This is a genomic window from Endozoicomonas sp. ONNA1 (assembly GCF_024606325.1).
In the GTDB taxonomy this organism is placed as follows: Bacteria; Pseudomonadota; Gammaproteobacteria; order Pseudomonadales; family Endozoicomonadaceae; genus Endozoicomonas_A.
Genome location: NZ_JAHHPN010000073.1, coordinates 1 through 9931, shown reverse-complemented (window position 1 = coordinate 9931; position 9931 = coordinate 1). Strand labels below are relative to the sequence as shown.

The following is a 9931-nucleotide window of genomic DNA, read 5'->3' as shown; positions in this document are numbered from 1 at the left end:
CCTACATACGGCGTCCTCCATACTGGGAAGGAGCTCTGGCCGGAGAGCGAACTTTGAAAGGCATGCGCCTTCTGGCTCTCCTGGGTGACAACATTACTACCGATCACCTGTCACCATCAAATGCCATCCTGGCAACTTCTGCTGCGGGTGAATATCTTTCGAAAATGGGATTGCCTGAAGAGGATTTCAACTCTTATGCCACACATCGTGGTGACCATCTAACCGCACAGCGAGCGACTTTTGCCAACCCTAAACTGCTGAACGAAATGTGCCTCGATGACAGGGGAGCAGTGAAACAGGGTTCTCTGGCCCGTATTGAGCCTGAAGGTAAAGAAACCCGAATGTGGGAAGCGATTGAAACCTACATGAACCGCAAGCAGCCACTGATTATTGTTGCAGGTGCCGATTATGGTCAGGGGTCATCCCGTGATTGGGCTGCGAAAGGTGTACGTCTAGCCGGTGTTGAAGTCATCGTGGCTGAAGGTTTTGAACGTATCCATAGAACCAATCTGGTGGGTATGGGGGTTCTGCCGCTGGAATTCAAGGATGGCACCACCCGAAAGACTCTGGGTCTGGATGGTACTGAAACCTATGATGTAGTCGGCAGGCGTAGGCCACTAGCGAACCTGACGCTGCTGATTCACCGTGCCAATGGAAAAAGGTTGGAAGTGCCCGTCATTTGTCGTCTTGATACGGAAGAAGAAGTGTCTGTATACGCTGCTGGTGGTGTACTGCAACGATTTGCCAAGGACTTTCTGGAGGGCAAATAAGAATGTCGCATGAGCCTCAGATCAAGGTGCCCGCTAGTTATATTAGAGGCGGCACCAGTAAAGGCGTTTTCTTTAGTCTGGAAGATCTGCCTGAGCGCGCACAGGTTGCCGGCGAAGTCCGGGACAACCTGTTGTTGCGTGTGATTGGTAGCCCTGACCCCTACGGGAAGCATACTGACGGTATGGGGGGGGCTACTTCAAGCACCAGTAAAACTGTCATTTTGTCGAAAAGCAGCCAGCCGGATCACGATGTTGATTACCTGTTTGGTCAGGTTTCCATTGATAAGCCCTTTGTAGACTGGAGTGGTAATTGTGGCAACCTGACCGCTGCTGTCGGTGCGTTTGCAATCAGTAAAGGTCTGGTTGATCCCGTTCGTGTACCTGTAAATGGTGTTTCTGTAGTGCGCATCTGGCAGGCCAACATCAAAAAGACCATCGTTGCTTATGTGCCCATCACTAACGGAGAGGTCCAGGAAACTGGAGACTTTGAGCTGGATGGTGTCACTTTCCCGGCGGCAGAAGTTCAGGTGGAGTTTCTTGATCCAGCAGACGACGAAGGGGCTATGTTTCCAACGGGTAACCTGATCGATGATCTGGAAGTTCCTACTCATGTTGTGGAGTGTGCGAGGCTAAAAGTGACGCTGATTAATGCGGGTATTCCAACTGTTTTCCTGAATGCGCAGGAGTTGGGCTATACCGGAACCGAGTTGCAGGAGGCCATAAATGGCGACCAAGAGGCGCTGGCTCGTTTTGAAACTATTCGCGCTCATGCTGCGGTTAAGATGGGGCTCATTGACCATATAGATGAAGCTGCGCAACGTCAGCACACTCCCAAGATAGCCTTTGTGGCTAAGCCCACCCCTTATACCGCATCCAGTGGTAAAGAGATCAAAATGGATGATATTGATCTGTTAGTGAGAGCCTTGTCTATGGGTAAGCTTCACCACGCGATGATGGGTACCGCTGCGGTAGCCATCGGTATTGCTGCTGCTATTCCCGGAACACTGGTGAACCTGGCGGCAGGTGGCGGTGAACATAAAAGGGTTCGTTTCGGACACCCTTCCGGAATTCTGCGTGTTGGAGCCGAACCTGTCTTGGAAAACGGAGAGTGGAGGGCGAAAAAAGCCATTATGAGTCGCAGTGCCCGAGTTCTCATGGAAGGCTGGGTAAAGATCCCCGGAGATTCTTTTTAAATTCGTGAGTCCGTTAAATACTACTTCAGTCGTCGTTTCAGTTGAGCAAGATCCATGATACGAGTAGAAATTTCTTCAACGGAGTAATCAGTACTGTTGATATAGGGAATACGCTCCTTGCGATAAATCCGCTCAATCGTGTGGATTTCAAACTGACATTGCTGACTGGACGAATAACGTGAGTTCGGGCGTCTCTCGTTACGAATACCAGCCAGTCGGCCGGGGTGTATCGTCAGTCCGAATAGTTTGTCCCTGTGTGGTTGCAAGGGTTTGGGAAGCCTGAGTGGTTCATCCAGATCTTCTTCTGTGATGGGATAGTTCGCTGCAAAGATACCAAACTGCAGACCCAGGTAAATGCAGGACGGAGTTTTACCACTTCTGGATGCTCCCAGCAGAATAATATCCGCTTTGTCATAATTTCTTGTTTTTGCTCCGTCATCATTATCAAGAGCAAATTGAACGGCTTCTATACGTCGGTGGTAACTGTGGCTGTGAGTTGTGGAACGTTTCTTGCCTGTTCTATAGAGAGGGTGTTGACCAAACTCATGCTCAAGGCCCGGTAGAAAAGTTTGGAAGAGGTCTATTATATAGGCACCACTCGTGTGGAGTATGCGACTAACGTCTTCATTCAGTACTGTCATGAAGACGACAGGTCTAATTTGTTCTTCTTTGTGAATACTGTGAATCTTCTCAATCAGCTGAATGGTTTTTTCAGTTGAATCTATATAAGGGAAGGTAACGTGTTGAAACTCATGACCTTCAAATTGCGCGAGGAGGCTCTGTCCGAACGACTCTGCAGTGATTCCGGTACCGTCTGAAACAAAAATTGCCGTTCTTTTCACTTTTTTTCCTTCAAGGTATTTCATTTTATAACAAAATCTAACATAGTGTACCTGCCGAAACACGGAAGCGATAGGCTGGACTGAATTTGGTATATCAGACGGTTGTCTTTTGTACAAGAAAGCCAAGCGCCGGCCATAAGCATACAAGCGCACCTGGCTAGCCGAAACAGCCATAAGCAGATAGAAAAGAGCGGGGAATGCTGCTTTGAATAATTTTGTAGTGGGCCTGGAAACTCTGGGCATGGGTGACGTCGAAAAAGTAGGCGGGAAGAACGCCTCTCTGGGCGAGATGATCAGTGGTTTGAGCAAAGTCGGGGTAAAAGTCCCTGGTGGTTTTGCAACAACGGCAGAGGCTTATCGGGACTTTCTCGATGGCAATGGATTGTATCAAAGAATTCATAGCCTTCTGGATGACCTGGATATCAATGATATCAGGGCACTGACCACGGCTGGTGCAAAAATACGTCGCTGGATTATGGATGAGCCTTTCAGGCCGGAACTGGAAGAGTCCATTATCAAAGCTTACCAGTCTCTTTCCGGAGATGATGATCTGCCAGTGGCGGTTCGCTCCTCGGCAACGGCGGAAGACCTTCCAGACGCCTCTTTTGCTGGTCAACAAGAGACTTTCCTGAATATTCGCGGCGCAGAAAACGTATTGGTAGCTGTTCGCGAAGTGTTTGCTTCACTTTTTAATGACCGAGCTATTGCTTACCGTGTTCATCAGGGCTTTGATCACAGGAATGTGGCGCTGTCTGCCGGTATTCAGAGAATGGTACGCAGCGAGACCGGTTCTTCCGGGGTTCTCTTTACTCTGGATACTGAGTCTGGTTTTGATCAGGCTGTATTTATTACGGCTTCTTACGGTTTGGGGGAGACGGTCGTACAGGGTGCCGTCAATCCGGATGAATTTTACGTCTACAAGCCTGCAGTCAGAGCCGGACGCCCTGGTGTTTTGAGACGTACCCTGGGCAGCAAGGCGATTAAGATGGTATACGGGCGGGGCGGTTCTGCAGGGCGTTCGGTAGAAACAGTTGATGTGGATCTGGATGCCAGAGGGCAGTTTTCTATCAGCGATGAGGACGCCACCGAATTGTGCCGTCAGGCCATGGCTATTGAAGCGCATTACGGCTGCCCAATGGATGTCGAGTGGGCTAAAGATGGTGATGATCAGCAACTCTATATTGTGCAGGCTCGCCCTGAAACCGTGCAAAGCCAGAATAGTGGCAGAAAACTGGAAAGTTACATCCTTAGAGAGAAGGGGGAATTGCTGGTTGAAGGTCGCAGTATTGGTCAGAAAATCGGTCAGGGCAAGGTTCGCCTGATTGAAGATATTGATGAGATGGACAAGGTTCAGCAAGGCGATGTGCTGGTTACTGACATGACTGATCCTGATTGGGAGCCGGTGATGAAACGGGCGTCTGCCATCGTGACGAATCGGGGTGGCAGAACCTGTCATGCGGCTATCATTGCTCGTGAGCTGGGCATTCCTGCTGTTGTGGGTTGCGGCGATGCGACTTACAGGCTCAGGGAAGGTGCTTTCGTAACGGTCTCCTGTGCAGAAGGTGATACGGGTTTTATTTATGAGGGCTTGTTGAACTTTGAACATAAGGTCAGAGATCTGGATGTTATGCCGGAACTGCCTTTTAAGCTGATGATGAACGTGGGAAATCCAGACCGTGCTTTCAGCTTCTCTCGACTGCCCAATAAGGGAGTAGGTCTGGCCAGGCTTGAATTCATCATCAACAAGATGATTGGTGTGCACCCCAAAGCCCTGCTGAATTTTGAGCGGCTGCCTGCGGATGTGAAGCGTCAGGTGGGGGAGCGCATTTCAGGCTATAGCAGTCCGGTAGACTTTTATGTTGATAAGCTGGTGGAAGGCGTCTCTACCATTGCCGCAGCCTTTGCTCCGGAAAAAGTCATTGTTCGCTTATCTGACTTCAAGTCCAATGAGTACTTCAATCTGTTGGGTGGCCATCTCTATGAGCCCCATGAAGAAAACCCGATGCTGGGCTTCCGGGGAGCGTCACGTTATATCTCTGAAGATTTTCAGGATTGTTTTGAACTGGAATGCCGGGCCATGAAGCGGGTTCGTGATGAAATGGGGCTGGCCAATGTTGAGCTGATGGTGCCATTTGTTAGAACGCCGAACGAAGCAGCTCAGGTGACTGCCATCATGGAAAAGTTGGGTCTGAAACGAGGTGAAAACGGTCTGCGAGTCATCATGATGTGCGAGCTGCCTTCCAATGCGTTGATGGCAGAGGACTTCCTTCAGTACTTTGATGGTTACTCCATTGGTTCCAATGATATGACTCAGCTAACTCTGGGTCTGGACCGGGATTCTGGCTTGATTGCCCATCTCTTTGATGAACGTAATCCGGCCATCAAGCAGTTATTGTCGATGGCTATTCAGGCTTGTAGAAAGCAAGGTAAGTACATAGGTATTTGCGGTCAGGGCCCCAGTGACCACCCTGATCTCGCCAAGTGGCTGATGGAGGAGGGTATTGAAACAGTATCCCTGAATCCGGATTCTGTGCTGGAAACCTGGTTGTACCTTGCTGATAATGGATCTCAATAGTTTGATGCAAAGATGAAGCTCGCAATGCGGGCTTCATCATCTCTGTTTATACTGACTATTCAATTCCCTTGTCTTCTTTACTCTCCTGATTCCTGTAGACTTTTTGCCATCAGATCCTGTCTGTAAAAATAAGGAAAGAAGAATGACCCAGTTTACTACCCCTGATCTTTGTGATGAATTTCCCGAGCAGGTTTCCGTTGCTGAATCTGGTTTCAGGAACTTTGGTGGCGTTAATGCTTTTCATGGGCAAGTCGTGACCCTGAAATGTTTTGAAGATAATTCCCTGGTGCGTGAGTGGGTAGTTCAGCCAGGAGAGGGCAGGGTGCTGGTAGTTGATGGCGGGGGGTCCATGCGCAGAGCCATGCTGGGCGATATGCTGGCAGAGCGAGCCGTTGAAAACGGTTGGGCAGGGATTATTATTTATGGCTGCATCAGGGATGTCGATATCATTGCCGATTTGTCATTGGGCGTTCAGGCGCTGGGTTGTCATCCCATGAAAACGGATAAAAAGGGTGTGGGTGAAAGTAATCTGGTGGTCTCTTTTCATGGTGTTGATTTTGCACCCGGGGGTTATGTCTACGCCGATAATAATGGAATTCTGTTCTCTCAGGAAAGGTTGATTTGATAAGCTTCTTCGCTTTTAGATCACCATAAGATTTATGAGTAGCGAAGTTTTATCCCTGATAATGAAAGAGCAGAGCAGAGCTTTTTTAATAAAAAAGGCTCTTCAGGTATTAATGTTGTAAATAAGTCTCATGAGTTAGCTGGAATAAGTAAAATTGTTAAGAGATAATTTAATGGGTTCTTGAGAAGTAAATATTCAACAGGGTTCTGTTCAGCAAAGGCCTACCTCTTGGAATAGTTACCTCAATTCAGGGTGCAGACCCTTATACTTTGACAATTTCCGGTAGAGCAGGTCATGCAGTGGCAGTCCCTTTGGGCTTTCGTAAAGATGCTATGCATAAAGCATCAATATTAATAAATCGCTCATATGAGCTGAGTTGCAATAATGATTTTATGCTGACAGTAGGTAGGATTATTACTCCTATTGCTATGATATTTTTGCCTTTTTTTGAAAAGCCAAGTCATGTTTCTGAAGAGAATGTAAAATATTCAGGTGTTGAAAAGGCTGTGCATTTATTAACAAAAACTCTGATAGTTTTAAGAGAAAAATAATGGGTTTTGAAGTTTGGGTTTTATACTTGGTTTCAATTTTTCTGGTCATTATGATACCAGGTCCTTTATCCTTGTTGATGGTTTCCAATTCTTTACGTTATGGAATTATTAGATCATATCCCTCTTTTTTAGGTGGAACTGCTGCATCATCCTTGTATTTAGTTGTGTCCGCAACTGGGTTAGGCGTCATAATTACTGCTTCTGATCATTTATTTATGATGCTGAAGGTTTTAGGTGCAGTTTATTTAGTATATCTGGGATTTATGACTATCAGAGGATCTATTAATAAAATACCTGAAAGCACAACGGATTTTGAGTCTGGCGAATCTCCAAAATTTAATAATTTATTTAAAAAATCATTTTTTTTAGGGGCAAGTAATCCAAAAGATATTATCTTTTTCATGGCCTTCTTGCCTCAATTTATTTCATCAGAAAAACCATTGTTGGATCAAATTGTAATTGTTGTTGTGACTTGGATGCTGGTAGATTTAGTTTGCAAATTACTCTACGGTCTTCTAGCTATAATCATAAAGCCTATTCTAAGAACAGAAAAGAGCAAATCTATATTTGATAGATCTACAGGTGCTTTCTACATAATAGCGGGCATTGCAGCAGTATTGATTGTTTAGCTGCTTTTTTCAGATTCTAAAGCCTTATTTTAATGAGGTGATATCTGATCTTTACAGCAGGATCGGGTCATTGTTGAATGATTCTGGCGTACTCTTCAATATCGATGTTTCCTCCTGAGGCAATGATCACGGTTGTCTTTTCTCTGAACTTTTCTGAGTGCTGTAACAGTGCTCCGAGTCCGATAGCGCCGCTGGGTTCGAGGATAAGTTTCATATTAAATGCAGCAAATCTAATGCCTTCATTTACAAACGCTTCATCAACGGCCAGCCCTGCGACCTCAGAATTCTGTACGATCAAGAAATTGGTTTCACCGGGGCTCAGGGCTTGAAGAGCGTCACAGGAGCTGACGAGATTGCCATTTGCCCTGGCCCGACGACCTTCTTCAATCGACAAGGTCATTCCTTCATATCCGGACGGTTCAATAGCCAGTACCTGAGTTTCAGGGTAGTTGACGGTGTTAAAGACCATACTTGAGCCTGCAACCAGACTGCCTCCACCGGTTGGACATAACAAAAAGTGGCAAGTCTCTCCAAGCTGCTCAAGCTGTTCGGAAGTTTCCATAGCGACAGCGGACTGACCTTGTATCAGGGTGGCATCATCAAAAGGGTGAAGAAGAGAGTAGTTATGCTGTTGGGAGAGTTTAACGGCCTCCGCAGCAGCTGCCTCCTCTCTGGATGGTTGAGATTCATCACAGAGTTTGACTTCGGCGCCGTGGGCAAGGGCACTGTCTATTTTGTTCTTGGGGGCATCGGCGGGCATAACAATGTGAACATCAATGCCCAGAATTTCGCCTGCTGCGGCCAGCCCTCTGGCAAAATTGCCGGAAGAGTAGGCAACAACGCCGCGTGATTTCTCCTGTTCAGTCAGCTGAAGCAGTCTGTGAAGGGCTCCCCTGAATTTGAAAGCGCCGGTTTTTTGCAAAGATTCAGCTTTCACAAATACTTTGCCCTGAACTCTGGCTCCCAGCTCTTCGCTGTGAATCAGAGGTGTCTTTCGAGTGTAGCTCTGCTGGCTTTGGTAGATTTTTTTCAGGGTTTTCAAGCCAGGGGTAGACAGGGGGGTCGGCATAGGGGTTCCATTTTGTACAACTCTGTACAGGATAGACACTATGCAGGAAGTAGGGGTTCCTATCGGTTTGGAAAATTGTGCGGGATCAGAAGCAGCTCTTCATCTCTTGAGAGATGAAGAGCTGCTGTCAGCTGGTAAACATCCTGGGAAATCCAAAAACTCCCCATAATCGGTTGAGTGACTAGCGGTCTTTTTGAATCACGTGCGTGATATGGTCAAAGTAACCTGTACCCACTTCTTTCTGGGGGCATAAGAAGGTGTAACCTCGTTCAAATGCCGCCTGCTCTGGTTGCTGAACCATCTCCGCATAATGTTTCATGCCCTGCCCCTGACCATAGTGGTAGGCCAGATCGAACATGTTGTGCCACATGCTATGAATGCCCGCCAGTGTGATGAACTGAAATTTGTAGCCCATCTCACTCAGTTCATCCTGGAAGCGGGCAATAGTTTTATCGTCCATGTTCTTTTTCCAGTTAAAGGAAGAAGAGCAATTGTAGGCCAGCAATTGATCCGGGTATTCGGAACGGATAGCCTGGGCAAAGGTTCTGGCCTCATCCAGATCCGGTGACGCCGACTCGTACCAGAGAAGATCAGCAAAAGGTGCGTAAGCCAGTCCTCGGGCAATTGCCTGTTCAATTCCCTTGCGGGTGCGATAGAAGCCTTCTTTGGTTCTCTCACCCGTCAGGAAAGGTCGATCATAGTCATCAATGTCGGAGGTGATCAGATCAGCCGTGCTGGCATCGGTTCTTGCCATAAGCAGAGTGGGCACTCCGGCAACATCGGCAGCCAGTCGGGCAGAAATCAGTTTGTCGACAGCTTCCTGAGTAGGGACAAGCACTTTGCCACCCATGTGGCCGCACTTTTTGACGGAAGCCAGCTGGTCCTCAAAGTGAACGCCTGCAGCGCCGGCTTCGATCATGCTTTTCATTAGCTCATAAGTGTTACGGACTCCGCCAAAGCCATCTTCACCGTCGGCAATAATAGGGGCGAACATATCTGTGTAGCCTTCATCGCCGGGTTCGATGCCGTTTTTCCATTGGATCTGGTCTGCTCTCATGAAACTATTGTTCATTCTTTCAATTAACGCCGGTACTGAGTCTACCGGGTAGAGAGATTGGTCGGGATACATAGAGCTGGCTGAATTATTGTCCGCGGCCACCTGCCAGCCGGACAGGTAAACGGCTTCCAGTCCCGCCTTAACCTGTTGCAGTGCCTGACCCCCTGTCAGTGATCCCAGACTGTTAACGTAACCCTTGCGTGACTTATTTTCATAGAGTAAAGTCCAAAGCTTGTTTGCTCCCATTTGCGCAAAGGTATTTTCTACCTTTATAGAACCGCGCAGACGGACCACATCCTCAGCTTTGTAGGTGCGTTTTACGTTGGCCCAACGAGGATTTTCTGACCAGTCCTTTTCGATGCGGGCAATCTCTTCAGCGCGATTATAAGTAGACATTGTATCGCCTCTCCTGAAAGTCAAACGGTTGTTTGTCAAGGCAATTTCAATCTATAACAAAAGATAACAAACTTGATAATTTATTATCGTTATAGTGGATATTCTCATCGAAAATACCACTTTACCCCTTCTTTAAAGGCTGAGTCTTTTACTAAAGGAGTGGATATTCGCTATCCAGCTTCGTATGGCCTGGAGTCCTTTGTTGCATCACGATGCAGGGCACA

General features: G+C 47.4%; 8 protein-coding genes and 1 pseudogene. 6 read left to right on the top strand and 3 right to left on the bottom strand.

What is annotated here, in order from left to right; translation table 11 throughout:
* Both KDK19_RS01660 and prpF read left to right on the top strand, forming a co-directional pair.
* A pseudogene (locus tag KDK19_RS01660) lies at positions 1-770 on the top strand (Fe/S-dependent 2-methylisocitrate dehydratase AcnD); the annotation flags it as partial.
* Between the two features lie 2 nt (positions 771-772).
* The gene (gene prpF, locus KDK19_RS01655; RefSeq protein ID WP_257254866.1) at positions 773-1963 is read left to right on the top strand and encodes a 2-methylaconitate cis-trans isomerase PrpF; all 1191 of its coding nucleotides are present in this window, start codon (positions 773-775) and stop codon (positions 1961-1963) included.
* A 20-nt stretch (positions 1964-1983) separates the two neighbouring features.
* Here prpF and KDK19_RS01650 read toward each other — a convergent pair whose 3' ends face one another.
* Positions 1984-2805: a pyruvate, water dikinase regulatory protein gene (locus KDK19_RS01650; RefSeq protein WP_257254865.1), complete on the bottom strand. Its 822-nt coding sequence runs from the start codon at positions 2803-2805 to the stop codon at positions 1984-1986.
* 205 nt (positions 2806-3010) lie between these two features.
* Here KDK19_RS01650 and ppsA point away from each other — a divergent pair, with 205 nt between their 5' ends.
* The 4 genes from ppsA to KDK19_RS01630 all read left to right on the top strand — a co-directional run bounded on the left by ppsA (position 3011) and on the right by KDK19_RS01630 (position 7185).
* Positions 3011-5380: a phosphoenolpyruvate synthase gene (gene ppsA / locus KDK19_RS01645; RefSeq protein WP_257291212.1), complete on the top strand. Its 2370-nt coding sequence runs from the start codon at positions 3011-3013 to the stop codon at positions 5378-5380.
* A gap of 142 nt (positions 5381-5522) precedes the next feature.
* A complete protein-coding gene (gene rraA, locus KDK19_RS01640) occupies positions 5523-6005 on the top strand; it encodes a ribonuclease E activity regulator RraA (RefSeq protein WP_257291211.1) in 483 nt (160 codons plus the stop codon).
* Between the two features lie 269 nt (positions 6006-6274).
* Positions 6275-6556 carry a hypothetical protein gene (locus tag KDK19_RS01635; RefSeq protein WP_257291210.1) on the top strand — a complete coding sequence of 94 codons (282 nt, stop codon included), beginning with the start codon at positions 6275-6277 and terminating at the stop codon, positions 6554-6556.
* Positions 6556-7185: a LysE family translocator gene (locus KDK19_RS01630; RefSeq protein ID WP_257291209.1), complete on the top strand. Its 630-nt coding sequence runs from the start codon at positions 6556-6558 to the stop codon at positions 7183-7185. Before KDK19_RS01635 ends, KDK19_RS01630 begins: the two co-directional genes overlap by 1 nt.
* Before the next feature lie 67 nt (positions 7186-7252).
* On the opposite strand, the gene KDK19_RS01625 is transcribed toward KDK19_RS01630, so the two are convergent.
* Entirely contained in the window at positions 7253-8254 is a 1002-nt protein-coding gene (locus tag KDK19_RS01625; protein WP_257291208.1) for a threonine/serine dehydratase, read from the bottom strand.
* Positions 8255-8435: 181 nt separating this feature from the next.
* The gene (gene aceA, locus KDK19_RS01620) at positions 8436-9707 is read right to left on the bottom strand and encodes an isocitrate lyase (protein ID WP_257254859.1); all 1272 of its coding nucleotides are present in this window, start codon (positions 9705-9707) and stop codon (positions 8436-8438) included.
* Between the last annotated feature and the right edge of the window lie 224 nt (positions 9708-9931).